The sequence below is a fragment of the Prevotella micans F0438 genome (assembly GCF_000243035.1).
GTDB classification, from domain to species: domain Bacteria; phylum Bacteroidota; class Bacteroidia; order Bacteroidales; family Bacteroidaceae; genus Prevotella; species Prevotella micans.
The window spans coordinates 273,727-299,040 of record NZ_JH594523.1 but is presented as its reverse complement, the minus strand read 5'-3'; the positions used below and the strand labels follow the sequence as shown (position 1 = coordinate 299,040).

The following is a 25,314-nucleotide window of genomic DNA, read 5'->3' as shown; positions in this document are numbered from 1 at the left end:
CTTTTTGTAATATGTTTGCGTCATTCGCGCACGAGCGAAACATTCTTGTTTCTCATTTGCGTCATTCGCGCATGAGCGAAACATTCTTGTTTCCCATTTGCGTCATTCGCGCACGAGCGAAACGTTTTTGTTTCCTATTTGCGTCATTCGCGCACGAGCGAAACATTTTTGTTTCTCATTTGCGTCATTCGCGCACGAGCGAAACGTTTTTGTTTCTCATTTGCGTCATTCGCGCATGAGCGAAACATTTTTGTTTTCCATTTGCGTCATTCGCGCATGAGCGAAACATTTTTGTTTTCCATTTGCGTCATGTGCGCAAGAGCAAAACAAAGATGTATAGTATCTGCAGGATACCTGTAATGCTATTCGTAATATAGAGACGACTTTAAAATAAAACCGTTTATGGAAATAAATCTAAAAGAATATTATGCAGACAGAGCCCAAAGTTTGGCTAAGGAAATAGCCGGTCTTAAACAGAAGAACCGCAGCTTTGTTGCAGGACAAATCATTTTCTTCCTGGCCTTTATAGTTTTCGTTGTTCTCTACACTACAACAGCTGGCGGCAGATTACTGCTCGTTATGGCAGCCCTTTCAGTAATCGCTTATTTTATAGTGCGACGTTTCGATGTACTCAATGGCGAAAAGATAGCAACACAAAACAGTTTGTTACAGGTTTATCAGCATGAAATGGCATATCAAGAGGGTGATTACAGTGCTTTTTACGACGGCAGAGAATATGTTGACCCGCAACATCCATTCACGTTCGATCTGGATATATTCGGCTCACAATCGCTTTTTCAGCGTATCAATCGGACTGTAACAACTGGCGGGAGCCGCCGTTTAGCCTCTCTGTTGAGTACGGAACACGAGTCTGCACAAGGCGAAATAGAAAGGATAACACTACAGAAAGAGGCGATAGATGAGCTGGCCGAAATGGAAACGTGGCGAGCCGATTTTCTTGCGATAGGGCAGAAGGCTGGTGAAAAGCTCGATTCTTCGGCCATTCGTGAAGCGCACGAACGGATAAGTTCCGTACGACTGCCATCGTTTATGGGCAGTTTACCAGTGATTATTGTGGCTTACGCAGCTATTGCAGGTCTTTGGGCGAGCGTTGTCCTGCCGTTCTTCACGCCGCTGAGCGGTGAAGTGGCTGTTACTTGGGGTGTTTTACAGTTCATTGCGGTGTTTTTGCTTTGTATGAAGCCTTTACGGGTGATTAGAAAATCGGTTGATGTTCTGCACAAGCATCTGCAGGCCTATATCAGTTTGATACGACATCTATCAGCGACGCAGTTCAAGGCCGAGGATAATCGTCGGGTTGTTCGGCAACTGCAAACGGCGTCTATATCGTTCGAGCGTTTGGAGGATATTCTCAACGGACTTGACCGGCGAGGTAATATCCTTGGATTGTTAATCATGAACACATTCCTGTTGAGTGACGTCTTCTTAGTGCGTCGTTTTTGCCAGTGGCAGCGATTATATATGTCGCATGTGATGGATTGGGTAGACGAAGTAAGTCATATCGATGCGCTAGTGTCGATGGCGACATTCAGATATAACGAACCTTTTGGTACAGCGGCCCAACTAGTCGTCGATGAAAATATGGTTTATGAGGCTCGAGGATTATATCATCCATTCCTCGGTAAAAAAGCCGTGCGCAATGATTTCATGATAGAAGAAGGCCACTACTATATTATCACGGGCGCGAATATGGCCGGTAAAAGTACCTTTCTACGTTCGGTTGGTATAAACTATGTTCTTGCGATGAACGGAATGCCAGTTTTTGCCGATGCGTTGAAAGTGTCGGTTTATCGGCTTTTCAGCAGTATGCGTACCACCGACGACCTTTCCCATGGCATATCCTACTTCAATGCCGAACTATTGCGACTGAAACAACTCATCAATTTCTGCCGTCATAGTAAGCACACGCTAATAATTCTCGACGAAATTCTGAAGGGTACCAATTCGCTCGATAAGCTTAACGGCTCGCGGCTCTTCCTGAATGCCATATCTTCACTACCTGTTAGCGGTATGATTGCTACCCACGATTTGGAACTGTCGAAGATGAGCGAGCTACATCCCGAACGTTTTTCGAACTATTGCTTTGAAATTGAACTCGCCGAAAACATTAACTATACCTACAAAATAACTCCCGGTGTGGCACGTAACCAGAATGCCACATTCCTACTAAAAGGAATCCTGGCATAATATGAAATCTTCTTGTAGAGGGGGGAGAGATTTAATTCCGATACTTTTTTCTTAGCCGAAGAATATAGCCTGAGATTAGACACCAAAGCACAAATAGGCCAACGAAAAATATAAATATAAAGGAGGCTAGCGAACTCATGTAAATGCGCCCGGTATGGACTTCAAGCGCTGTATTCCATAATGACATGGATAGATTGCTGAATTCATCTGGTTGAGGAGCAAACGAACTGCCTTCGGTATAGTCGACGACACATTCTTTATCAGTAAAGTCTGAACTGTAACCCGAAATGGGATATGAACTTATCGGAATGCCTTTAATGGGTAATTGGTTCGAATTCTTAGGGTGACCAGCGAAATAATCCTCTATAATTCCCCTGTTACGATCCCATAAAAATAAACCGCTGAAAGAACCGATTAGCCATCTGCCGCAGACATCGCGCTGCCACACTGTTTGTCCCATCACGCTTACGGGAGGTGCATTTTTTATGGTCTCGGGACGCGAGGTGAGTGATTTGAAAGAGAAGAATCCTTCGGAGGTCGAAACAAGCCAATCGGAGTTTTGGTTGTCATAACGAATCATGCGTAACTTGTCGTTCCATACATTGTTTGTACTTAGAACAGTGCCAGGTATGGGCTTTGTGCGACATGAAGAGAGTGGAATCATCAGAGGTGGACGGAGACACCAGCCGGTGAATGTAATAAGCAGTGTCAGAATTATGGTGTAGCGGCCTATTCCATCATGCCAGGTCATTAATCGTTTACGAGGGTTAAACCAGAACCATATACCGGTTATGCATAAGGCTGACAGAGCAAGTCCCACGATATCCATGATTAGTTTACCGATAGTTCCGAACAGTGCTCCGCAATGTAATAGCCATATTTGTCGGAAGATGCTCACTTCGTTTTTGTAGTTATTGGGCGCTTGTAGTTGTATTCGCCGGAATGATTTGTAGGGCGGAAGACTTATGTAGGCATACGAGCGACTGAGGAGCACCATAGTGTCTTTGTATATGGTTAGGTCAGTAATTAGTTCGTTGTCCTCTGTTGGCAGCTGAATTGAAATCCATCCTTTTTCTTTGAGATGATAGAGACCCCAAATGCTTGCTGCGAAGATATCGCCGTGTTGAGTTTGAACCATATTGCGTATTTGTTTATGGTCGGCTCCGTGTAGTATACCTTTGTTATAGCTTGTGAACTTCGATGCGGTACTGTCGGTTATGAAAATTCCGGCTGTTCCATAAAGGAAGATTAAATGCTGTCGGTTTTTTGTTTCACATTTTAAGGTGCCACGTAAAAGTCCGTTGTTCCAGTTGTGAAAACGATATTTCTCTGGGAGCATTCCCCGGCTGATACTAATATCATTGAATACGTTTCGGTGATTTAAGATTATGCCAGAAAAGCAAAACATAATCAAGAAAAAACAAATTGTTATCCCTACCCATTTGTGATGCTTTCTCCATGTACTTCTTTTCATATTTCTTTATATGAGATGCGTTAGAAATGTCGTGCAAAAATAAGATAATCCATTATACTGATGTTGTGGAAGAAATGGGAAAGCAATACATTTGTACGGTATTTTTTTGTATAATATTTAATAGAAGAATTATGAAAAGAATTGTTTTAGTTCGTCATGGAGAAAGTCTTTGGAATAAGGAAAACAGGTTTACAGGATGGACAAATGTTGATCTTAGCGAAAAAGGCCAAGAAGAAGCTCGCACAGCTGGCAAACTTCTGAAAGAAGCTGGAATCAACTTCGAGGTTGCTTATACATCTTATCTGAAACGTGCCATTAAAACATTGAATAGTGTCCTAGACACAATGGATCTGGATTGGATTCCAGTAAAGAAAAGCTGGCGTTTAAACGAAAAGCATTATGGTAATTTGCAGGGACTAAATAAAAGCGAAACTGCTGAAAAGTTTGGTGAGGAACAAGTGCGTATATGGCGTCGTAGTTTCGACGTTGCTCCCAAACCATTAGATGATTCTGATCCCAATAGCGCAACACAAGATCCTCGCTATAATTTGGTTCCTAACAATTATATTCCAAGAACCGAATCCCTCAAAGATGCAATTGCAAGAGTTATGCCCTATTGGGAATGCGAAATATTCCCAAGTCTCAAAGAACACAACGATGTGATTGTTGCAGCTCATGGGAATAGTCTCCGAGGAATTGTGAAGCATTTGAAGAACATATCGAACGAAGATATTATTTCGTTGAATATTCCAACAGCTGTTCCTTATGTTTTCGAGTTCGATGATAATCTTAATTTGGTCAAAGATTATTATCTTGGTGACCCTGAAGAAATAAAACGCAAACAAGCTGCTGTTGCTAATCAAGGAGCTGCGAAGTAAATTGGTTTTAATGCTTGATTAATAATAGAGTAGGAAGAAAACTAAAGTTAGTTTTCTTCCTACTTTTTTTATAGTTGTTTAATCTCTAATTTATCTCTAGAACAACTTTGTTTCGAGATTTCCGAAGACAACTACTTAGGTACCGAAGTGAGACGAGTTTAAGCCTTATCTATCATATGAGTAACTTAGTTATCGCTCTGTTTACCTTGGCGAATAAACGGCGCGGATGGTAATGCTGGCTTTCTTCTCTTTATCGCTGGTATTGAAAGTTCCTCCCCAGCTATAATCTTCGCTACTGTTCAGGCCAACAATCTGAAATACACCCATAGTTGACGACTGTAGGCTACCAACGCTGGCATTGCAACCTTCGGCGATGGTTTCGGCACGTTTATAGGCATCGATACTGGCATTGTGAAGGAGCTCCATTTTAAGATCGTCGAGTTTGGTATAATAATATAACGGGTCACTGCTGCTGAAGTTTACATCGCGTCCGTAGAGCTCAGATATCTTCTGATAAACGCGTTCAACTATGGGCAAATCACGTGAGGTTATGGTGATATCCTGCCTTACAGCGTAACCATCATCAAGTTCAAAATAGCGTTCGGAATGTTCATCATATATACTCTTGGTTTGCTTCTCAACGCTTACACTATTAGTTGAAATTGTTGAATCTGCGATATTATTTTCGCGCAAGTATTGTCTTATTAATCTGTTTGAGCGATTGAATTCAGTGTATGCAGCGTTCTGTGTTGGAGCTTTGCCGCTAACAGTGATGTTCCACACTACAAGATCACTCTTGATTTGCTTTTCAGCCATTCCGGTAACCTTAATTTTATACTCTCCTTGACGGAAGTTTTGCAGGCCGTGTGCTATTTGCCAGCAACCTGCTACGGCCGCAATACTCACAACTATAATGAGTACAGCCTTAAACAGTTCTTTTTGTTCAATTTTCATCATTTTTCATTAAAAGTTTTTTGTTCAGATTGAAGTACACGTATAATCTCAAAATAAATATTTGTTTTGTTCCAATATTTGCTCTTTCGACTAAAGTATAAGATGTCGTGAGATACCTTTTCCTTACCCTAATAGACGAGTGCTTGTCCCTTGATCTTCCAGATATTGAGGTGGTAACTAAGGAAACCATACTCTTCGTCAACGCTAGTTACAAAGAATGGCTTTTTTCTTTTACTCCATATCCTGTAGAGGCTATTATATTGAACATACGTATTGCGATATGCATGCAATGCTGCGCATGGGACTTAAGTTCTAATAATTAATTGAGTCTATTTAAGTCTCTCTATAAGCATTGTTACCTTAATCATAAGAGCCTCTGTTTTGGGTGGATTTTTAGCCAACGCTTTATTGGCTAACTCTATCACTTATGGAGACTTTTTACATAGCGCTTTATTCATATTTCTTACGTTGTGAGAATCTCTCGTTTCTGGCTTATGTATGTGTCTGACCGTGAAAGGGCAAGCACACGTTCATTCATGGTCAATATGGTGTCAAACTTTATGATACGAGCTACTAGCCTCTTTATGCTGTTAGGATGAGTGTTGACGACTTCCTCTATTTGATTCCAGTTAATGTCATGCTTCTCCTGTACCTAGTCAAGGGTAGGGATAATAGCGAGCATAACATAAGTGTAGGAGATTCTCTTTAATCATAATTTGCTTAATGCAATTTATTAATGTGGTAAAGGTAAAGATTTTCTGATAAAACAAACTAATCTCGGGAATCCTTTTTCGTTTCAGAACAAACTCTATAAGCTCCTCACTGTTTTTATTTATTTCCCCTCATAAATAAAAAAGACCTTGATTGATTCACATCAACCAAGGCTCTCAATACTAAAACTAAATTAACCACTAAAAAAACTAATGCAAAGATAGGCCCGTGCAAGAACTTTGGCTGTAAAATTATGCGGGTTATTTTGATTATTGTACGGAACGTGGTGTTTGGAATGTTTTTGGAACAATATTCAGTTAGGAAGAGATAGATATTTGGAGATTTTGATGATGCAGAATTAAAAGAAGTAATTAGGTTTACATAGAAAGAATATAGTATATCTGTAAAATATCGGGACTTAGAAGAAGAGGGTCATTCCGAGTCCTAAACTGAGATTGTTTATGCTTGTGCTGCGCCGAAATGTGTCGACGATATCGACTATTTCTCCTTCTGGACCTTCTTGCCAGCGATTTTTCAGATGATAAATGTATTCGGGATGTGAATAATCGTAGTCAAGATTTATTCTGAAAGCCATTCCCAGTTTATAGGCCCATGTAAGCGATAAGCCTGTGCTGAATACAGGTGAATTGTTTGCTTTGATAGACATGAATTCCTTGTTGTGGATTCCTTTTCCGTCGCCGAATCTCTGAAGAAGATTTAGGAGTTCTTGTTTTTCTTCAGGATGTTCGAATATGTTTTTGTCGTTTGGGTTGAATGACTCTATGAGTTGTTTTATTCCATTTATGTCGAGGTCTACTATTGCATCGACTCTATAATCGGTTGTTAGTCTGTTTCCGATGAGCAGTTTTGCTCCTATTCCAAAATGTTTGTTCACGGGGTAGGCTAAATATGGACCGATATTGAAGTCGAACATTCCGATATGATTCGATTCCACACCTGCGAAGCGTATATAATCCTTAATAATATTTGCCCCTCGCTGACCAGTTTTTACGTCATACTCGAATCCATTGTCCAGATTTACATTTGCTGTAACTGGTATTGCTGTAGCTCTTATTCGTCCGCCGAAGCCTATATACTTATTCATGAAGTAAGCACATTCAACATTTAGAGACGAACTATGGCCTAGATATAATTGAAGTCCTAACGGATGACTCTCTCCCGATTCATCTCCAGGTGCAAATGGGTGCATATTTTCATCATAGTCGTCATAGATTGGCGGACAATTCAGACTATTTGGTCCGATTCCCATCTGTACTCCAACACTTAAAAATGAAGGTTGGCTCAATAAATTAGGCATATTTCTTGATAGAAGACTATGTTTGATACCACGATGTTTGAATATAAGATCGCCAACTAGATACCCAATATCTGTTGAGATTATCCCAATTCCAGCTCCAACAAGCACATCGTTAATCCAATGTCGGTTATTAAGAATGCGGAAAACACCAGTTGCGGTTGCCACTGAATAGCCTGCGATACTATACCATGGACTACGTGTCATGCCATATTCACGATGAAGAATAGTTGCACAGACAAACGATGTTGCTGTGTGTCCTGATGGAAAGGAGTTGTAAGAAGTCCCATCAGGTCGTAGTTCTTTAGTAGTGTGCTTCAAACTATTCACTAAGAGGGCCATTGTTAAACCCGACAATGCATTACTAACTGCCAATCTACCCCATGAACTACGTCCTTCCACACCAGAAGATTTCAGAATCCATGTTGCTGCCAGAGGAGTATATTGCGTGTAATCATCCCATTTGCTTTTGAAATTCGGCTGATAATAATGTCTCAGATGTCTGAAATTATGCTTCTGTGCTCCAGTCATAAATCCTGCAGCGACGAATCCCAATCCCATGTAAGGTATGTTATGCTTTATAGATTCCTCTTGAATATGCTTCTGAAGCGTTACACTATCTGGCTCAACCATCTGAAAAACAGTATCACGCTCAGTTGCATTTGCAGTTTGCCAGACGACAATATATATAACAAGTAGTATCCATTCTTTCATATCTTATATATATAATGTGTAGATTGTGCGTGCAAATGTAGTGCGAAATGGTAATAACACTAGTGCATTAGAATTAAAAACTATAGTATGCTAGATTGATCGGTATTACGGTGCTATGATGCAAGTGAGAGACCAAATGGTTTGAGTATTGTGGAAGTTCTGCAGAAATGAGATCAAGTTGTCCGTGTCTTGCGGAAGTTTCGCAAGTAATTTTCAAAATGTATCGAGACCTCTGTACATCATCCTATCCACGAATCATTGTGTCTAATTCGCTGAAATAAGATGTAAATAGGCCCTTATACAGTCAAGATTACCCAGGAATGCCTTGGATTTCGTATAGCTTTTTGAAATAAGAGCGGCAACTAAATATAAAATTCAATGTGTGAGAGCGGGAACTATTTTTTCTTCCCGGAATACGGTATTATTTGGGTATAGAAATACCAATTCCTTTTTCAATATTTCTGTTTTCCAGATAAATCAAAACAAGTAATAATCATCACTGTCGAAAGCAAATCATTATCTTTGTGAGCACACCTATAAACATTCTTTGTTTTGATGTGACAACTTGCGAGCAGAATCTTTTCGCTCATCTCCCATATCGCTAACTCTTTAATTGTATAATAACAATATAATTTTCCATCCTATGAAAAAGATTTTTTCTCTAATGTTAGCAGCAATAGCTGCCACATCGGCTTCAGCACAATATGTCAGTCCTGGAACCGGCAAGATGTTCACTTTTGCAGACTTGGCAAGTATTGGCAATAGTGGTGTAACTTTTAGTGACGGCGCTTATGTCGTAGAACAGAATTTCACGATCAGTAACAAGGACACGCTACGCCTGCAAAGCAACGACGTGATTAAACTCGGCGATAAGGTTGAGGTGATTGTTGAAGGTGTTGCCGATTTTGCTCCGGTAGACACGGCTACTGTCACAAGAGTTCTTGATAGCTCGAACCCTAAAGGTTTTCGCCTGCGCGGAGATGGTCGATTACAGCATGTAACGTTTGAATATGTGGGGGTGACGCTATCCGGCTCTAATGATGGCTACACTATTGAGAACTGCACATTTAAGCTCTACAATGGTAAGCTTTCGACGGGTAGTGCTCTTACGTTCAGTGCGCCTGGTGGCAGTAATGTTATCAGAAACTGCTATTTTGTAGATAACATCGTAAGTGCCATTAGTAGCGGAGCCAATATGCCTGTAGGTGTGATTATTGATAAGTGTCATTTCCTGCGTAACACGACGGGTAAAAGCAACCGTCCGCAAATCAATCTTACCTGCGGCGGCGATTATGACGTGATAATATCCAATAACACTGTTATAGGTATTGGAGAGCCGACGTTGGCAGGCGGCATTGGTGTGAGCAATATGCTTAACATGGCATTTAGCGGTAAAGTAGTATTGAAAAATAACCGCATTGAAAACAACCGTTACGGCATTGCCATGATCGGAGCAATGAATCTGTACATTGAAGACAACTATTTGCTCAACAACAAATTTGAGAGCAACCCTCAAAATGGGGGAAGCGGAATCAGCCTATATAACTCTGCCGGAGGAGGTAAAGTTTTCATTAAGGGTAACCATATCGAGAACAGTTTTTGGGGCATAACCATCATCGGAAAACCTGAAGTGAATGCAGGGAAGAACGAAGACAGGCAGGCAGCCGACTATAATCCGGGCGAGAATGTATTTGTCAACAACGGTAACAACGACCATCTTTATGATCTCTATAACAATGGGCCCAACATTGTTTATGCACAAGGCAATAAATGGAATGTTACAGTCCAGGATAGTGCAAGCATTGAAGAAGTGGTTACCCACAAAGTCGACAACAACGTTTTAGGTGAGGTTATCTTTATGCCGGCCTGGCAGTCAACAGGAATCAACACGGCTGATGTACCCATTGCTCAAGTTGTCGGAACTCGCTACTTCAACTTGCTGGGCTTTGAGGCCAAAGAACCTTTTAAGGGTATTAATATAGTTGTGACTCGATATAGTGATGGCACTATTAGAACCCACAAAGTATTGAAGTGATGTAGTGCTGCATCTAAAGACGAGAGCTTTTCTATAAATTTGACCTTTATGCTACGAACGTAAAGGTCTTTTTTTGCCGTTTTTGTTATGCGGGGTAGCGAGAACTAAATATAAATTCAATGTGTGAGAGCTTTTGCAGAGGTATCGTATCGATCTTTAAACAGGTGTACAGACATATATAAACCCAAATCGGTTATTAGATATTTTGCAAGCAAAGAGTTACAAATGAATACTCTTCGCCAGGGGTGTACTACACCCTTCACTAAAGGTGTACTACACTCTTCGTCAAAGGTATACTACACCTTTAGGCAAAGGTGTAGTATACTCTTATACAATGGTGTTACACTCGCTTTGTTAATCCCAAATTGGTCATTAGGTCTAAAGACTACTATTCCCTTTAATTTTCTAATGACCAATTTGGTGTAAATTGAACAATTCTTATTCTAGGACACCCGATATTAAAGGAAAGAGGATTAGAATTTATAGCGGAGCTGGAGGTCAAGGTCGATTTTCGAGGAGTGATCTATCTGTTGCAGACCGGAGGAGATGTGAGAACGGTCGAAATATTTTGTAGTGGAAAGTTTGAGCAATAACATGAGGTGCTTCGTTAGATTGGCAGTGCACATGAATGCATAGTGGAAACCTTTACCGAAAAAGGAGGGGAAGTTGAGTGTATAGCGGGGGCCACGCTCGTAGATATATATTCGGGTGGCGAAGTTATCGGTGTGGAAATAGCCTAGCAGGGTATTGAGGGAGATGACGTCGGTTGGATGCCATACGATAGCTTGAGAAATCATGTAACCCAAGCTGGGAGTAGGGCGGTTGCAATGAGTTAGATTGAATTGAGTTTGGGTTTGCCAATGGATGTTAGAGTATGCCAGGGACAGGCGCGCCCGTTGGGTTGTTTCTTGGGTTAGAATTTTAGTCTTGGGGGCATCTTTCTCGTCGATTTTCAGCCGGTAGCGTGCCGAGATAGTTATATGTTTGATGGTGTAGGCTATAGAGAGCATATTATCCCAGGCATGACTTGCTGTGTGGGCGCGGAATCGGGGATGAGAGAAGTAGGCGTAGTCGGTGTAGAAGAGTATAGTTAGGATACTTCCAAGGTTATAGTTTGCGCCGATGAGTAGTCCGCTTTCATTCTGCGTGTTGCCACCTGCGCTGAAACTTTCGGCTAGGAGAGAGGAATATTTGTAGGCATAATATCGCTGTATGGCAAGGAGCGAGATGGTTTCGGTTGTACGCCATGAGAGTTTGTTTATAGTAGCAATGCCACCGCTTTTGCCGGTTGCAGTTTCGCCAGCTATGCTCAAGCGAGGACGGCTTATGGAGTAGTCTAGACTTATATTCCAGAAATTATTTCCTGTGGGATTATTGCGGAGATATGCTTTTGAAATGTCTGGCGAGAGTTGTCTTGATAATCGGGTGAATAGGGCTGTGGCTCCTATGTGTAGGGCGTTATGTTGGAAATTAAGATTGGTTGCGAGTAGGGTTTGTGTGGCATTGTTTTTTCGTTCCATTTCTTTGGGTGTTCGGTGATAGTTTGTTTTGAGGAGGGTTTTTATGGTTCCGTCGGGATTTAGTGTTGCGTCTACGGGTCGGTGCGAGAGTAGGGTGGAGAGTTTTAGATTAGGAGCTATTCGGATTGTTGCAGCTGCACCTTGAAGATATTTCGCTTGCGAACGCGAGGCGTAGGGACGGATGGTGTTGCTCTGTCTGCCGAGTGATGATAAGGCGGCGGTTTTTCCGAGATTGAAGTAACTGCTTATGACTAATCCATAGCCGAAGTTGGCTTTGTATCGACCTACGACAAGATTCTCTATCACTTTTAATCGACGTATTTCGGCATAGAAGCTGTAGTGGTCGTAGCCAATAGCGTTTCGTTGGGCAAAGAATGGTTCTCCGGCATCTTGTGAACCAACGAACCCAAGTTGGAAGTAGTCACGGTAGTGAAAGTTGTATCGCAGAGTGTGTGAATATTTATATCCAAGATATCCATTTCGGTCGCCTTGCCTATCGTAGAATGGAATCCGACCGGTCCCAATGAGGGTATGCGTACCTTGGGTTGCTATTTGGTGGAGGGAAGGGTATGGACGTAGAGATTCGTCAATTTGCACGTAGACGAAATTGGCTAGTAAGTTGCGTCTTGTTGCATCTAACGATTCGATGAGCATTAGTTCGCTCAGAGTGTGTATTCCATGATAACGATAGATGTAGGCTTGAATATCTTCTATTTGTTCAGCGGTTAGAAAGGGAATACGTTCGAGGTCTTCTTTTGTTGCGGTATTGAGGTTTATGGGGTTTTCTTCGAGTTCGGATAGTATTTCGAATATCTCTTCGCGCGAGTCATTGTTGTCGTCTTGTTGAGAGGCGAGTTCATCGTAGAATTTCTCCCAATCATGTGGTTGCTGTGCTTTTAGTGTCGGGGCGATTAGGAGAAGAATGAGCGCAAAGAGATATTCTTTCATTAATTAGAGTTTGAGTGCAGTTCGAACTCCCGTTTCGACGTCTTTCATATCTACTGTGGGTTCGAATCGGTCTATGATATTTCCGTTTCGGTCAATTAGGAACTTGGTGAAATTCCATTTTACTGATGGGTCTTTGGCGTAGTTGGGATTCTCCTTATGGAACTTTTCATCCAAGAATTTTCCGGTTTTCGTGTTGGTGTCGAATCCTTTGAAAGGTTGTTTCGATTTCAGGAGCGTGTATAACGGCGATTCATTAGGGCCGTTCACATCGATTTTCTCGAATTGTGTGAAAGTTGTTCCGTAGGTTGATGTGCAGAACGAATGTATATCCTTGAATGTCCCTGGGGCCTGTTCGCCAAACTGGTTACAAGGAAAGTCAAGAATTTCGAAACCTTGTGCTTTGTAGGTGTCGTAGAGGCGTTGTAGCTCTTCATATTGCGGGGTGAATCCGCATTTGGTTGCTGTGTTTACAACTAAGAGTACCTTTCCTTTATAGTCTTTGAGCTTGACGACTTTTCCGCTCCCATCTTTCACGCTTAGCTTGTACACGTTTTTCTGCGCCGAGAGCGACAAAGTCAGTAGGGTGCAGAGAAAAAATAATAACAGTCTTTTCATATCCTATATTCTTGAATTAATTCTTCCATTCCTTGACTCGCACCTTTTTTTATATGAGTTATATTCCGCCAGCCCGACGCATTTACTTCTTCGGGGTCGATTAGAAAAATAGGTGCGGTGGCTGGGACGTATTGAACAAGACCGGCGGCTGGATAGACATTGAGCGATGTTCCGACTATGACGAAAATATCAGCTTTGGAAGTAACCTCGGCAGCGGGTTCAATCATGGGTACGTTCTCGTTGAAGAACACGATGAACGGACGAAGTAAACTACCATCGCCGGCTAGCATCCCTGGTGTAATCTCGCAATTCTCAGGCGTGAGTTCGCGAATGTATTCTGGATTATATGGTTCTCGGCTTGAGCAAACCTTAGTGAGTTCGCCATGCAGATGAATCACGTTTGTCGAGCCGGCCTTCTCGTGCAGATTGTCTACGTTCTGTGTTATAACAGTCACTTTGTAGTTTTCTTCCAAATCTTTAATCAACTTATGTCCTTTATTGGGTTCGGCATCATAGAGTTTCTTTCGCAACATATTGTAAAAGTTGGTGACGAGTGTTGGATTGTTTTCCCATCCTTCGTGTGTTGCCACTTGTTCAACCGGATAATTTTCCCACAGTCCGTCATTGCCGCGGAAAGTTTTGAATCCGCTTTCTACTGACATTCCTGCTCCGGTTAGGAACACTATTTTTCTCATAATTTGTCGTTTGATTTCTGATTTATTTCGACTTAAAGTAGGCTATTTGTACGCCAGGCAAATTTAGTCAATTTTAAATTGATGGTTTCCACTCTTTCTACTCAATACCCTATCTTTGCAAATCATTTTACAGAAATAATTAAAATAATGAATAAACTAAGCTATGCATTGGGCATCGGAATCGGTTCCCAACTCGCTAATATGGGAGCGAAGGAACTGAGCATCGATGATTTCGCACAAGCCATTAAAGACGTTCTTTCTGGCGCAGATTTAAAAGTAGACGAAACTGAGGCGCAGCAACTCGTGCAGAAATTCTTTCAAGAACAGGAGGAAAAACAGCAGGCTGTAGATACTGAGGCAAACAAAGCTTTCCGTCAGGTTGGCGAAGATTTTTTGTCGGATAACGCCCAGAAAGAAGGTGTGATAGTTCTTCCGTCTGGATTACAATATCAGGTGCTTCGTGAAGGTAATGGTAAGCAGCCGAAAGCAACCGACCGTGTGAAATGTCATTACGAAGGAACGCTTATAGATGGTACCAAGTTCGACAGCTCATACGATAGAGGGGAGCCAGCCACATTCGGGCTTAACCAAGTGATTGCTGGATGGACAGAGGGGGTTCAGCTTATGCAGGAAGGAGCAAAATATCGTTTCTTCATTCCCTATAATCTGGCCTATGGTGAGCGTGGAGCCGGCTCGTCCATCCCGCCGTTTGCAGCGTTAGTGTTCGATGTCGAACTAATTGAAGTTGTTTAAAGTCATAATTAAAACCATATAACAGAAAATGAAGAATCTTTCAATTCTAGCCGCAATGGCTATCGCTGCAGGAGTATTCTCTGCATGCGGCAATTCATCTACTCCCAAGGAGGAAATGAAATCAGATGTTGACTCACTGAGTTATGCCTTCGGAATAGACCAGGGCCAAAACGTAAAGCAGTATCTCCAGCAGATGGACATCGACACAGCCTACATCGATGAGTTCATCAAAGGAATGAACGATGGCGCGCAAAACACCGACGACAAAAAGAAAGCAGCCTACAATGCAGGTATTGGTGTGGGAATGCAAATGAACATGGTTATCAAAAATCAAATCAACAAGCAGATTTTCGGCGAAGACACAACAAAAACTGTTTCGCTGAACAACTTCCTTGCCGGATTTGCTGCCAGTGCAAAGGGCGATTATAAGAAGATGACCGTTGAGCAGGCCCGTACAATCGAACAGAACACATCACAGGCAATCCAGGCTAAGGCCGCCGAGAAAACCTACGGTGCAAACAAGAAGAAGAGCGACGCCTTCATGGCCGCAAATGCTAAGAAAGAAGGGGTTGTCAAATTAGCCAAAGGTGTTCAGTACAAAGAACTCAAAAAGGGAACAGGTGCAATGCCTAAGGCAACCGATATGGTTAAGATAAACTACGTCGGTAAAACGCTCGAAGGAAAAGAATTTGACAAGCGCGATAATGCCAGCATGCCAGTAAGCGGAGTCATTCCCGGATTCACCGAAGCCCTGACTCACATGCCAGTAGGTTCAAAATGGGAAATTTACATCCCCTACAGCGCAGGATACGGAGCACAGCAGCCCAGTCCTGATCTCAAGCCATTTTCAACTCTCATTTTCACAGTTGAGCTACTGTCAATCGAGAAAGCTCCCGAGGCACCAAAGGCTGAAGTTGCCCCATCACCTAAAGCAAACTAAGAATCTTACTGTTTCATGAGAATGATAGGGTCGAGTTTCTTTTAACTCGGCCTTATTCTTATCCTAAAATCAAATCGAAATGAAAAAGATATTCCTACTCTCAGCATTCCTCATCGCCACCACCGCATTCACCACTGTCGAGGCGAAAGACAAGAAAAAACAAAAGAAACCCCTTCAGCAAGTAATAGTCGAGAAAGCCGCCCTACGCACACAGGCCGACTCGATTTCATATGCAGCCGGAATGGCTATGACACGCGGACTTGAAATGTATCTTACACAGAACGTCGGGATAACGCCGGCACAAATGCCCGAATTCATGCGCGGTCTGCGCGAAGGAATCGCCCATCGCAAAGACTCCATGTTCACAGCCTATTCTACCGGTCTCGACATTGCCAAACAAGTCGAAAAGAATATGCTCCCCGGAGTTATCTCGCAATTTGAAGGTGTAGAGAAAATAGATGCCGATATAATCTACCAAGGCTTCATAGCCTCGCTGCAGCAAGATTCCGGTATGTTCAAACAAACCGAGGCCGAACATTTCTATCAAAACAAAATCAACCAGCTCAAACAGCAGAAGGATCAGGCCAACAAAGCAGCCGGTGAAAAGTTCCTCGCCGAAAATAAGCTACGCCCAGAGGTAGTTACCTTGCCTAACGGACTTCAATACAGAATCATAACCCTTGGAACAGGCCCTAAGCCCGATATAGACGACCGTGTTAACGTGATTTATGAAGGTAGAACCATTGACGGCAAGGTGTTCGATGCAACCTCGCGCCATAATACTGCTCACGACACTTTCGGTGTGAAAGGTCTCATCCAAGGTTGGCGCGAAGCCCTGATGCTCATGCCGTCAGGTTCGAAATGGGAGATATACATTCCACAGGAGTTAGCTTATGGCGAACGCGGTGCAGGTCGAGACATCGCCCCCTATTCGGCCCTCATTTTTACCCTCGAATTGCAAAGCATTGTCGAAAGGCCCAAGGTTACCGAAAGCAATGATATTCCCGTTACGAAATCTTTAAAGAATTCCACTTCCACGGTGAAATCATCAAAGAAGTCTGCACCGCAGAAGTCGGTTCGTACTCGCAAATAAGTTTTTGCCTTCTGAAAGGAAAGACAAATCAAATACACTCTCTTCTTTTCTAACCGGAACTATACTTCGAGCCAAGGAAGATAGTTCCGGTTTTCTTTATTATTAGCAAAACTTCCGCTGAACTAGTTCTAAAGCGACAAAGACACGTTTAGGTTTTGCAAAACTTTTAGTTTGGGCTTTATTCCCTTTTATTTATTATGGCAGTCGTATCCTTCTTTAGTATGTATAGAGGGAATAGTAGGTATACATAAACTAATTATACACAGCTGTATAATTTATTATACAAGTTCAGAGAATTGGTTATACAAGTCTGGAGAATTGATTATTCCAACCTGGAGAATCGATTATCCAAGTTTGGAGAACAAATTATCTACTTAAGGAGTTTGTAAAGTACAAGGGGTGATAAATATATACATAACCACTATAAGCGAAGACTTCTTTGAAGAATATCGCTTCTATCTGGAAAAGACGAGGATTGGCAACAGAAACCCTGAATCGCTACCTTTATTGGTTGAGCAAGTTGATATACCGTGCTGTGCAGTCAGCCATAGGATGACCCGTTGCAATCCCTTTGAGAATACCAAGTATGAGAAAGCAGAAAAGACGATATGCTTTCTCCAAAAGGGTGATTTCGGCACGATGAGTTTAAGTGCAGGTATTCCCATAGAGAGCATTGCCAAATAGATAGGCTCATCGCCAGGCAATCGGCAAAGTGAAAAGGAACTTTTGATTGAGGCAGCGTTCATAAAGTCTATATTCTTGTTTGGTAATGCAGATAACTGATTATTGGATATCCTTTCTCTTTCACCGATATCATCCTACTACATAACTACGATAAAAGGTAATATGTTGAAAGAAAAATAATTAGAATGTAGCCAGTGGATAGCATATTCATTACTACACTCTGACTACATTCTACGATCATTTATGGAACATCTTTCTAATTGTTTTCTTTTATATTGAATTATTTTCCCACGCTCTGTTCATATTCCAATATCTTTGTCTGCAAAGCGGCATAGGCATCGGTGTAGCGGTCGCGGCACTGCTGATACTGCTGCTGTGCGTCGAGGAGATCGTTCATCGTTATCGTGCCTGCCTGATAGAAGTTGTGGTTCAGACGGAGATTCTCCTCACTCTGTTCAATGCCTTTTTTGGCAAGGACGAGCTGCTTGTAGGCATCATCCACGTCGTTCCAGTTTTTCTGCATCCGTATCTGGAGCAACTGGGCGTTGTCGGCCAACTGTTGCCGGGCATTGTCCTCTGCCAGCCTACGGCGCCTGACGGCGTGGGAGCCGTCCCACCACTGGGAGATGGGGATGGAAACGGTGGCAAAGACGGCGCCGAAGTTGTTGTCTAGTCCGCTGCCCATGTTGTAGTAGTTGTAGCCAATACCCACACCCACGGTAGGGAGGAGCTTGCCCTGCTCAATCTTGCGCTGGAGCATGGCGGCCTCCACATTCTTCTGCAAAAGTTGGTACTCGGGCGTAGATGGGACGGCTGCGGTATGGTCGACCTTCAGCATCGGGAAGGGCGGCAGGACGGCGGGGTCCACCGCGGTGGTGACATCCACGCTGTCGTCCGCCCCGATATACTGTGCCAACACCATACGGGAGAGGCGCAGAGCGTTATCGAGCTTGATCTTGTTGCTCTCCACGTCGTTTTCTTTCAGTTGAACCTGCAAGAGGTCGTTGCGCATGCCCACGCCGGCATTTACGGCAAGATCGGCATCCTTCTCTATCTTCACCAGCATCTCACCGACGGCATCGAGGGTGCGCCGCTTCTCTTTGAGCGACACGATTTGCCAGTAGTATTGTTCAGCGGTGAGTTCCACGGTATTGGCCGACAAGTGACGTTGTATCTCGCTCACCTCCACGCCCACATTGGCGAGCTTGTTGCCATTGACGATTTGTCCACCGGCAAAGATGGGCTGAATGGCGGTGACGCCTACGATGACGCCCTTGTCCACCATCGACACGGGGAGAGTGGAAGGAAGTGTGGCGGCAAGACCGCTTGGCAGGGCGGCGGCAAGCGACGAGGGCAACAACTCGGAGAGCTTCATGTCTGCCTTCAGCGCATCGGTGGTGGTCTTGAAGCCTATTCCTACGGCACTTATCTGCGGGAAGTAGTTTGTATAGGCTTCCTTTTTCTGCTCACGGGCCTGAAGGATGGCATTGTCGGCTGTTCGAATATTGATGTTGTGTGCCAGCGCGCAAGCCTTCATCTGTTCGAGGGTGAGCTGCTGTTGGGCGCTGAGGGTGAGACTCATGAGAAGAGAGAGGGCCAGAATGATATTTCTTTTCATTGTTTTCGATATGTTGTGGAGTCAAGAAGTGAAACTTCTGATCCAAGATTCCTAACTCAAGACTATTCTTCTTCCAACGCCAGGCTCTTGGCGCGCTTCCTTGTGGAGCCGCTCATTAGGAGCCAATAGCCTATTGGGAGGATGGTGAGGATGAAGACCATCGTGATCATCGTACCAAAGAAAATGACGTTGCCCATCGGGGCCCACAGGCCAGAGCCGCCCAGCATCATCGGGACAACACCCATGGAGGCAGCTGCAGAGGTGAGGAAGATGGGGCGCATACGCCTCTTGGCACTCAGCTGGATGGCCTGGTGGGCCGTCAGATGCTCGGTCTCGCGGAGTTCCTCGGCATAGTCGTACATGATGATGGCGTTGCGGACGAGGATACCCATCAGCGAGATGACACCGAGGTAGCACGTCAGCGAAAACTCACTGCCTGGAATGAGCACGCCCATTGCCGTACCGAAGAGCACCAAGGAGAGCGAGACGAGCAAGAGGATCGCCGTACTTATCTTGCGGAAGTGGGCGAGCATCAGGAAGAAGATGACGACAACACTGATGAGCAAGCCATTCAGAATCTGTGGATTGGCCTCGTTGGCCTGCTCATACTCGCCGCCCCACTCGGCGGAGATGCCCTTAGGGAGACGGTCGGGATTGATTTGTTTCTGTAGTTCGGTTGTCACAGCCATAACGTTCACACCTTCCACTACGTCGGCCATGATAGTGATGGTGCGTCGGCCATTGCGATGGCATATCTGCCCGTCCTCCCAGCGGGGTGAGACTTTTGCTATCTGCCGCAGGGGGACGGTGCGCAGTCCACCGGCAATGGGAATCGGCTCATTGGCAATGTCGGCAATGGTGGCACGGTCGGCCTTGCTACTCTTCAAAGCCACAGGCATACCATAGTCGCCGTCCCATATCGTCGTTAGGGGAATGCCGCTGTTGTTATAGCGGGTGGCCATCGTCAGCTCCACGAGGGTATTGTTCACACCGAGACGGTTTGCTTTTTGCTCGTCCAGATGGATATCGGTGGTGAGCAAAGGTTCTTCAACGTCATTGCGAGAGAGTATCAACTGCTTATTGGAGCGGAACACCGGGGTAATGCTATCGGCGGTGTGCTTCAGCTGGTTCCAGTTGTCGCCCGAAAGGCGAAGCTCCACAGAGTTGCCCTCGGCACTGTAATTGAGCTGCTTGAAGCGCACGTAAGCGCCAGGGAAGGCATTGGTGTAACGCATACGGTAGTCGTGAAGTACGCCCAGGGTAGCATCGTTGCCCTTGGTGTTGACAATGAACTGGGCATAGTTCTTACCTCCGAACTGTGGGGCATAGGAGGTCTGGAAGCGAGGCGAGGCTGTTCCCTTGAAGGAGGCAATGGAGACGATGCGGCTGTCCTTGCGCAGTATGTGCTCCAAGGAGTCAGCAATGGCTGTCGTCCTGTCTAGCGAGGTGCCCGTAGGAAGATATATTTCCACGGCAAATTGGTTGCGCTCGGCCGTAGGCATCATCTTCTGTGGCAGAATGGTGATGAGTACTGCGCCTGCCAATACCGACACGACAGCCGTGCCCACCACGCCGTAAGGATGGCGAAAACAGAAGTCGATGAGTCGGTCGAAATATTTCTGCATCAGATTGAGGAAGGAGAAGCGTGGCTTACCATCCTCGCCGATCCGCTCACGGATGGGCTCGCGGATGAAGTAGAACTGCAGGAAGGGTGTAATTAGTTCGGCCACGAGGAGCGACACCAGGAGGACTATCGTGATGCCCCACGGGAAGAACAAGAGGAAGTCGTGGTACATGCCCGTCATCGTCAGCAATAGGGGGAAGAAGGTGATGGAGATGGCTAGCGTGGCTGTGAGGATGGACTTGAAGAAGTGGCTCGCGCTCTTGATGCTCGCATCCCAGCGGCTCATACCCTCTGCAAGGAGTTCCATATAGTTGTCGATGATAACAATGGAGTTGTCTACTATCATTCCCAACGTCACGATGAGGGCAGCCAGAGTCACCGTGTTGATTTCTATGCCGAAAGCATAGAACAGGCCGAGGGAAATGAAAATGCTGATTGGGATGGTACTGGCTGCCACCAAGGCGACACGCACGGGCATCAGCAGCAACACGACAACGACCACGGCGATGATGGCGATGAGAAGTTCCTTGAGGAAATTGACTACCGAGTCGCTCACTACCTGGCTCTGGTCGGTGATGGTGTACATGTTGACCTCCTTGGGGAGGGTGTGGCGGAACTCGTCAATCTGCTTCTTCACGGCCGCACCCATATCGGTAATGCTGCGGCCTTTCTTCATCTCGATGCTAAGGACGAGACACTTCTTGCCGTTATTGGTGACAAAGGTGGTGGGAGAAGGATACTCGTGGCGGACGGTGGCGATGTCCTTTACACGGACGACATTGCCGTCGGGACTGGAATAGACAATCATCTGCTCCACATCGTTAACCATATTCAGCGAGCGGATCACATGAATTGGTGCCTCATAACGGGGCGTGGCTTGTGAGCCGGCAGTGGTGTTGAAGCCATTGGACATCAGGGCCGATGAGACTAGCGACTGTCCAATGCCATACTGGGCCAGCTTTCGCGTGTCCACATAGACGCTGATTTGCTCCTGCTGGCCACCATAGACATTGAGTCGGCCCACACTTTCGATGTTGCGCAGCCGCTCCTTTAGGTCGTCCATATAGTTATTTAGCTCGCGATAGGTTTTCTCGTTGCTCTCCATTGTGACAAGCAGCGAGGAGGCATCGCCAAAGTCGTCCTGCACCTGCAGGGCGAGGACACCCGAAGGGAGCGACGACTTGAACTGTTGGACACCTAGTTTGAAGCGGCTCCAGAAGTTTTCCTTATCGGCACCGTCGATGTCATCGTTGAGCTCCACCTGCACGATGGTGAGTCCATCTTGGGTGTAGGACTTGGTCTTTGCTTTCTTCACCTCCTTGTAGGTGAAGATGTAATTTTCCAGAGGCTTCGTCACCTGCTTTTCCATCTCGCTGACCGTGGCGCCGGGATAGGCAGCGACGACAACGCCCTGCCGCACCGTGAAGTCGGGAAACTCATTCTTATTCATCCTGGCGAGAGCGAAAACGCCGAAAGCTACCAAGACACTCGTAATGAGGATGACTATCTGCCGATAGTGCATCGCCCATTCTACTATGTTGCATTTCTTTTTCATTGAAGCTATCTTTTTATTCTCGGGCTAACCCGAAAGGGTCTACTCCACCCTCATCCCGTTACTTACTTTCTGCTGTCCTTCCACAATAATCCTGTCTTTGGACGACAATCCACCCACTATCTGGACATTGTCGCCGACACTCTCACCAAGCATCACGGACGTCTTGCGGGCCACTCCGCCCACAACCGTCCACACGAAGGGGCGATTATCCACATCTATCTGAATGATGTTGGCAGGCAGGATGAAGGCGGCTGTAGGCGAAGCCTGCTGGGCATAGACATCACAAACCATACCCGGGAGGAGCTTTCGGTCGGCGTTATCGGCCAATGCCTTCACCTCATACGAACGGGTGATAGGATCGGCAGCGACACCTTTCTCCGTCACCCGTGCCGTGAACGACTTGCCGGGGAGAGACGACACCGTGAAGCGAAGCGTCTGCCCAAGCCTTACTCGGGCTATCTCATCTTCAGGAACACTGATTTTCACCTTAACTTGACGAATATCCACGAGCATTGCCACGGGCTGTGCCGGAGCGATGTTCTGCCCTACCTCGGTGAACTTCTTGGAGATATAGCCTGAGGATGGGGCGTAGAGGCGCGTGTCGTGGAGATTCTTCAGAGAGATGTTCTTCTGTGCCTTGGCGGTCTGTACGGCAGCTTCAGCCTGACTAACTTGCTGGCGCACCTGGTTGACGGCATCCTGCGCCTGCTGGTAACGGGTCTGCACCTCTACCCATTTTATCTCGGGTAGGGAACCATTGTCGTGGAGCAGCTTCATACGCTTGTAGGCATCTAAGGCCTGAGCTGCCGACTTCTCTGCCTGGGCAAGGCCTACATGTGCCTGTCCTACGGCAGCCTGCGCTTGTCCTACGGTTGCCGACGAGGCCGAAACGAGATAACCAAGGGTGGTAGCATCCAGCACAGCAACGAGTTGGCTGGCGGCTACACTCTGCCCTTCGGCAATGTTCAGCTGCTTCACCGTTCCACCCACGGGGAAGCTAAGGCTGACACCGTTGTTCTCCTCGATGGTACCGGAATAAGTCTGACCACCGTAGAGCGACGTGGCAGCTACCTCCATGGTCTTTACCCGGACTACATTCTCTTCCTGCTGCTTCTGCCTGCCGCACGAAACCGTGAGCAGCGAGAGGGCAGACAGGGCAATCATAATCTTTGTCTTCATCATATCATTTTTGCTGTTTGTTTTCTTGGCGGCAAAACTAGATATTCGGAAAACATAACGAACGTTCAAAAACAGAACTAAGACTGCCTTAGTGGGAATATAAGGCGAAATAAGACACAATCGTTCCCAAAAGAAACATCATGTCCGGATGGGTTGGTATAATTTTGCAATCGAAAAGAACATTCACACAGCTATTCCACACAATGAAGAGAAATAGAACAACCGAAACAGAGATTCTCCTGAGTCAGCAGACGGACAACTTCAAAATTACTCCCGACTACGTAGACGACAACCTCATTGTCATCGACAACGTGAAGCTGCTGGGCATGCCCGATGCCGTTTATACGAACATGAACCTTCTGGCATTCTGCAAAAGGGGGAAATGCCAGATAGCCGTGAACGGGCAGGTACTCAACATACACGCCAACCAGCTATTCATTTGTCCACCGGAGATGTCGCTGGACAACATCATGGTGTCGCCCGACTTTGAATACCAAGCCGTATGTATTACCAATCGCATGCTGCAAATAGTCCTGCGCAGCTACATCAACGTGTGGAATCAGCTCACCTACGTCAGGAAGTTAAACGTGATAGAAATGGAAGAGTCTGACTTCATCTTCTACGAGAAAACCTACGACCTTCTGAAACTCTGCTTGGAAAAGAAGGAGGAGGACGCTGCAGAGGCAGAATACAGGGCAGAGGTGCTACGTGGCATTATCAGTTCTGTCCTTATAGGCTTCTGCAACGTTCTGCGGAAGCACACGGAGACAGGGACTGTGGCCCCAAGGCAGAACGTGTCGCTCTTCAATCAATTTCTCGAACTCCTGCAAACAACGGAAGCCAAGCACAGCACCGTCGAATTCTATGCGACACAGCTATGCATCTCTGCCAAATACCTGACCGTCATCAGCAAGAAAAATTCGGGCAAGACTGCCAACGAATGGATACAGGAATACACCCTCGCTGCCATCACCAACTATCTCCGTACGACAGAGATGAGCGTAAAGGAAATCAGTAACAAGCTCGGATTTCCCAACACGAGCTTCTTTGGCAAATATGTCAAGGACCATCTCGGATGCAGCCCGCTTGAATACCGGCGACAATATATCAAGTAACTGAAACTTCACAAGAAGAGAATCCTCTCATTGGTTGAAATCCTCATCTCCAAGCCAGATATTATAGTTCAAATCCAGATGCGACGCTATGTAGGCTTAGATTACGCAAGGCGGTAATTATAGCATCAAACACAAAGAAGGGATGCAAGCACACGCGGCCGGCATCCCTGCTATCACTTTTAAGAATAGCAAAGCAAAAGGGTGAAAAGCATGCCCGCTCGTATGGCATCGGCATCTTTTCACCCTTTCATAATCGCCCCTGCATGAATAGAACTGTTCGGTTCCTCCGCGCTTTGGGGATGACCGGGGTCGGGGACGTTTAACTACCCTTTTTCTCCTTACGTTTGGGGTTATCCACCTCAACTTCGATTTTCTTCAGAGCATCACTGATGGGCTGCTTCCAGCGCACCAGTATTCGCGGACGTTTCAGCGAGGTGGCACATACGTCTTCCTCTTTCACCTCCATCTTCGAGGGTATCGTGGTGCGAAGCGAAAAGATGTCGCCCAAGTCGAGCGAACCTCCCAGAGTAACCACTTCTTTGATGATGTTCTTCAGCGTGATGAGAACGTTGCGAACATCGCCCTCGCTCAACGACGTTTCGCGAACGATGCGGTCGATGAGCCATTCCTGAGAGAACTTGAGCGGAGCCTTGGGTTCGGCCCCATACGCCTTTTGCCCTTTGCGA

General features: G+C 45.4%; 17 protein-coding genes and 1 pseudogene. 8 read left to right on the top strand and 10 right to left on the bottom strand.

The genetic code is table 11. The features are described from left to right. The first annotated feature begins 402 nt into the window (after positions 1-402). Complete coding sequence (locus HMPREF9140_RS09025; protein WP_006953448.1) at positions 403-2,208, top strand: MutS-related protein; 1,806 nt, start codon at positions 403-405, stop codon at positions 2,206-2,208. A 31-nt stretch (positions 2,209-2,239) separates the two neighbouring features. Here the strand turns inward: HMPREF9140_RS09025 and HMPREF9140_RS09020 are convergent, their stop codons facing one another. Then, positions 2,240-3,682 carry a PepSY-associated TM helix domain-containing protein gene (locus HMPREF9140_RS09020; protein WP_006953447.1) on the bottom strand — a complete coding sequence of 481 codons (1,443 nt, stop codon included), beginning with the start codon at positions 3,680-3,682 and terminating at the stop codon, positions 2,240-2,242. 131 nt (positions 3,683-3,813) lie between these two features. Between HMPREF9140_RS09020 and gpmA the strand changes: the two genes are divergently transcribed. Next, positions 3,814-4,560, top strand: a complete 747-nt coding sequence (gpmA, locus tag HMPREF9140_RS09015; protein ID WP_018572331.1) for a 2,3-diphosphoglycerate-dependent phosphoglycerate mutase — start codon at positions 3,814-3,816, stop codon at positions 4,558-4,560. Between the two features lie 201 nt (positions 4,561-4,761). On the opposite strand, the gene HMPREF9140_RS09010 is transcribed toward gpmA, so the two are convergent. Together HMPREF9140_RS09010 and HMPREF9140_RS09005 are read right to left on the bottom strand one after the other, a co-directional pair. Further along, positions 4,762-5,514 carry an SIMPL domain-containing protein gene (locus HMPREF9140_RS09010; RefSeq protein ID WP_006953445.1) on the bottom strand — a complete coding sequence of 251 codons (753 nt, stop codon included), beginning with the start codon at positions 5,512-5,514 and terminating at the stop codon, positions 4,762-4,764. A gap of 1,129 nt (positions 5,515-6,643) precedes the next feature. Next, positions 6,644-8,254 carry a phosphatase PAP2 family protein gene (locus tag HMPREF9140_RS09005; protein ID WP_006953444.1) on the bottom strand — a complete coding sequence of 537 codons (1,611 nt, stop codon included), beginning with the start codon at positions 8,252-8,254 and terminating at the stop codon, positions 6,644-6,646. 643 nt (positions 8,255-8,897) lie between these two features. Between HMPREF9140_RS09005 and HMPREF9140_RS09000 the strand changes: the two genes are divergently transcribed. Beyond that, positions 8,898-10,289 carry a right-handed parallel beta-helix repeat-containing protein gene (locus tag HMPREF9140_RS09000; protein ID WP_238300644.1) on the top strand — a complete coding sequence of 464 codons (1,392 nt, stop codon included), beginning with the start codon at positions 8,898-8,900 and terminating at the stop codon, positions 10,287-10,289. A 473-nt stretch (positions 10,290-10,762) separates the two neighbouring features. Here HMPREF9140_RS09000 and HMPREF9140_RS08995 read toward each other — a convergent pair whose 3' ends face one another. From HMPREF9140_RS08995 to HMPREF9140_RS08985, 3 genes are read right to left on the bottom strand one after another with little or no spacing between them, the layout of a single operon-like run. Beyond that, the gene (locus HMPREF9140_RS08995) at positions 10,763-12,757 is read right to left on the bottom strand and encodes a helix-hairpin-helix domain-containing protein (RefSeq protein ID WP_006953442.1); all 1,995 of its coding nucleotides are present in this window, start codon (positions 12,755-12,757) and stop codon (positions 10,763-10,765) included. Between the two features lie 3 nt (positions 12,758-12,760). Then, a complete protein-coding gene (locus tag HMPREF9140_RS08990; protein WP_006953441.1) occupies positions 12,761-13,372 on the bottom strand; it encodes a glutathione peroxidase in 612 nt (203 codons plus the stop codon). Next, on the bottom strand, positions 13,369-14,067 hold the full coding sequence (locus HMPREF9140_RS08985; RefSeq protein ID WP_006953440.1) for an SIR2 family NAD-dependent protein deacylase: 699 nt from the start codon (positions 14,065-14,067) through the stop codon (positions 13,369-13,371). The genes HMPREF9140_RS08990 and HMPREF9140_RS08985 overlap by 4 nt, the downstream gene beginning before the upstream one ends. A 147-nt stretch (positions 14,068-14,214) precedes the next feature. Between HMPREF9140_RS08985 and HMPREF9140_RS08980 the strand changes: the two genes are divergently transcribed. From HMPREF9140_RS08980 to HMPREF9140_RS10865, 4 genes and pseudogenes are all read left to right on the top strand, one after another. Next, positions 14,215-14,820 carry an FKBP-type peptidyl-prolyl cis-trans isomerase gene (locus HMPREF9140_RS08980; protein WP_006953439.1) on the top strand — a complete coding sequence of 202 codons (606 nt, stop codon included), beginning with the start codon at positions 14,215-14,217 and terminating at the stop codon, positions 14,818-14,820. Between the two features lie 28 nt (positions 14,821-14,848). Then, positions 14,849-15,760, top strand: coding sequence for an FKBP-type peptidyl-prolyl cis-trans isomerase (locus tag HMPREF9140_RS08975; protein ID WP_006953438.1), 912 nt, complete (start codon positions 14,849-14,851; stop codon positions 15,758-15,760). A gap of 79 nt (positions 15,761-15,839) precedes the next feature. Continuing rightward, positions 15,840-16,853 carry an FKBP-type peptidyl-prolyl cis-trans isomerase gene (locus HMPREF9140_RS08970; protein WP_006953429.1) on the top strand — a complete coding sequence of 338 codons (1,014 nt, stop codon included), beginning with the start codon at positions 15,840-15,842 and terminating at the stop codon, positions 16,851-16,853. A gap of 370 nt (positions 16,854-17,223) precedes the next feature. After that, positions 17,224-17,483, top strand: a pseudogene (locus tag HMPREF9140_RS10865) (phage integrase SAM-like domain-containing protein); the annotation flags it as partial. A 334-nt stretch (positions 17,484-17,817) separates the two neighbouring features. Here the strand turns inward: HMPREF9140_RS10865 and HMPREF9140_RS08960 are convergent. The 3 genes from HMPREF9140_RS08960 to HMPREF9140_RS08950 form a co-directional block, all read right to left on the bottom strand. After that, positions 17,818-19,155 (bottom strand): TolC family protein, encoded by a 1,338-nt coding sequence (locus HMPREF9140_RS08960; RefSeq protein WP_006953425.1) that lies wholly within the window; start codon positions 19,153-19,155, stop codon positions 17,818-17,820. Between the two features lie 62 nt (positions 19,156-19,217). Then, entirely contained in the window at positions 19,218-22,334 is a 3,117-nt protein-coding gene (locus HMPREF9140_RS08955) for an efflux RND transporter permease subunit (protein WP_006953424.1), read from the bottom strand. A gap of 39 nt (positions 22,335-22,373) precedes the next feature. Further along, positions 22,374-23,516: an efflux RND transporter periplasmic adaptor subunit gene (locus tag HMPREF9140_RS08950; RefSeq protein WP_006953423.1), complete on the bottom strand. Its 1,143-nt coding sequence runs from the start codon at positions 23,514-23,516 to the stop codon at positions 22,374-22,376. Positions 23,517-23,716: 200 nt separating this feature from the next. Between HMPREF9140_RS08950 and HMPREF9140_RS08945 the strand changes: the two genes are divergently transcribed. Next, the gene (locus HMPREF9140_RS08945) at positions 23,717-24,628 is read left to right on the top strand and encodes an AraC family transcriptional regulator (RefSeq protein ID WP_238300646.1); all 912 of its coding nucleotides are present in this window, start codon (positions 23,717-23,719) and stop codon (positions 24,626-24,628) included. A gap of 319 nt (positions 24,629-24,947) precedes the next feature. Here HMPREF9140_RS08945 and HMPREF9140_RS08940 read toward each other — a convergent pair. After that, the coding region (locus HMPREF9140_RS08940; RefSeq protein WP_006953419.1) for an HU family DNA-binding protein at positions 24,948-25,314 on the bottom strand (367 nt) is incomplete at its 5' end.

Excerpts from the sequence above, each read along its gene's own strand:
- HMPREF9140_RS09025 (WP_006953448.1), top strand. The coding sequence starts at position 403 with ATGGAAATAAATCTAAAAGAATATTATGCAGACAGAGCCCAAAGTTTG.
- HMPREF9140_RS09020 (WP_006953447.1), bottom strand. The coding sequence starts at position 3,682 with ATGAAAAGAAGTACATGGAGAAAGCATCACAAATGGGTAGGGATAACA.
- gpmA (WP_018572331.1), top strand. The coding sequence starts at position 3,814 with ATGAAAAGAATTGTTTTAGTTCGTCATGGAGAAAGTCTTTGGAATAAG.
- HMPREF9140_RS09010 (WP_006953445.1), bottom strand. The coding sequence starts at position 5,514 with ATGAAAATTGAACAAAAAGAACTGTTTAAGGCTGTACTCATTATAGTT.
- HMPREF9140_RS09005 (WP_006953444.1), bottom strand. The coding sequence starts at position 8,254 with ATGAAAGAATGGATACTACTTGTTATATATATTGTCGTCTGGCAAACT.
- HMPREF9140_RS09000 (WP_238300644.1), top strand. The coding sequence starts at position 8,898 with ATGAAAAAGATTTTTTCTCTAATGTTAGCAGCAATAGCTGCCACATCG.
- HMPREF9140_RS08995 (WP_006953442.1), bottom strand. The coding sequence starts at position 12,757 with ATGAAAGAATATCTCTTTGCGCTCATTCTTCTCCTAATCGCCCCGACA.
- HMPREF9140_RS08990 (WP_006953441.1), bottom strand. The coding sequence starts at position 13,372 with ATGAAAAGACTGTTATTATTTTTTCTCTGCACCCTACTGACTTTGTCG.
- HMPREF9140_RS08985 (WP_006953440.1), bottom strand. The coding sequence starts at position 14,067 with ATGAGAAAAATAGTGTTCCTAACCGGAGCAGGAATGTCAGTAGAAAGC.
- HMPREF9140_RS08980 (WP_006953439.1), top strand. The coding sequence starts at position 14,215 with ATGAATAAACTAAGCTATGCATTGGGCATCGGAATCGGTTCCCAACTC.
- HMPREF9140_RS08975 (WP_006953438.1), top strand. The coding sequence starts at position 14,849 with ATGAAGAATCTTTCAATTCTAGCCGCAATGGCTATCGCTGCAGGAGTA.
- HMPREF9140_RS08970 (WP_006953429.1), top strand. The coding sequence starts at position 15,840 with ATGAAAAAGATATTCCTACTCTCAGCATTCCTCATCGCCACCACCGCA.
- HMPREF9140_RS08960 (WP_006953425.1), bottom strand. The coding sequence starts at position 19,155 with ATGAAAAGAAATATCATTCTGGCCCTCTCTCTTCTCATGAGTCTCACC.
- HMPREF9140_RS08955 (WP_006953424.1), bottom strand. The coding sequence starts at position 22,334 with ATGAAAAAGAAATGCAACATAGTAGAATGGGCGATGCACTATCGGCAG.
- HMPREF9140_RS08950 (WP_006953423.1), bottom strand. The coding sequence starts at position 23,516 with ATGATGAAGACAAAGATTATGATTGCCCTGTCTGCCCTCTCGCTGCTC.
- HMPREF9140_RS08945 (WP_238300646.1), top strand. The coding sequence starts at position 23,717 with ATGAAGAGAAATAGAACAACCGAAACAGAGATTCTCCTGAGTCAGCAG.